Annotated in this window: 1 protein-coding gene; it reads left to right on the top strand. The window is 33.5% G+C overall.

All coding sequences use genetic code 11. The annotated features are described in order from the left end of the window. Positions 1-147: 147 nt before the first annotated feature. A partial coding sequence (locus tag QD409_RS35625; RefSeq protein WP_430765066.1) for a MerR family transcriptional regulator occupies positions 148-561 on the top strand: 414 nt, incomplete at its 3' end.

Below are 561 nucleotides of genomic sequence, written 5' to 3'. Positions count from 1 at the left end.
ATACAAGACAATCAAATGCGACTAGTTAACAACAAACGACAACCTGACGAATACAGACAACGTCTTGAAATAACCTTTATTCATTTAACTACAACTTGACGATGATTGACGACGACAAAGAATGACTAAAAGAAAGGGGAAACAGTTATGCATATTGATAAAACATATTCACTTCAAGATATAGCAGACATGTTAAAACGGCCACGCACTACTTTAAACAATTGGTATCAGACATTCAAAATCTATTTACCGGTAGTAGGGTCTGGACGTACTAAGCGATTCAAAGAAGAAGCAATTGACATATTTCGTTTAATTATGGAGCTAAAAGACCGTAATGAACCAAATGAGATAATCGAACAGTACTTAACTAATTCGGTGAAGGAAATAACAATTGAAGAAGAAGACTCATCCAGTAACAATGTAGTTACATCTATTGTTAAAGGGTATGAGAATATTCTTACCGAAGTTTCAAACCAACGAGATTTTATGATTCAAATGTATCAAGAATCCCAAGCAAAGAATGAAGAATTAACTAACCTAATTCAAACTATGAGTAAAGAG

This window comes from Rhizobium sp. BR 315, from assembly GCF_050577975.1.
In the GTDB taxonomy this organism is placed as follows: Bacteria; Pseudomonadota; Alphaproteobacteria; order Rhizobiales; family Rhizobiaceae; genus Rhizobium; species Rhizobium miluonense.
The sequence above is the reverse complement of the archived record's forward strand: the minus strand, read 5'-3'. Positions and strand labels throughout refer to the sequence as shown.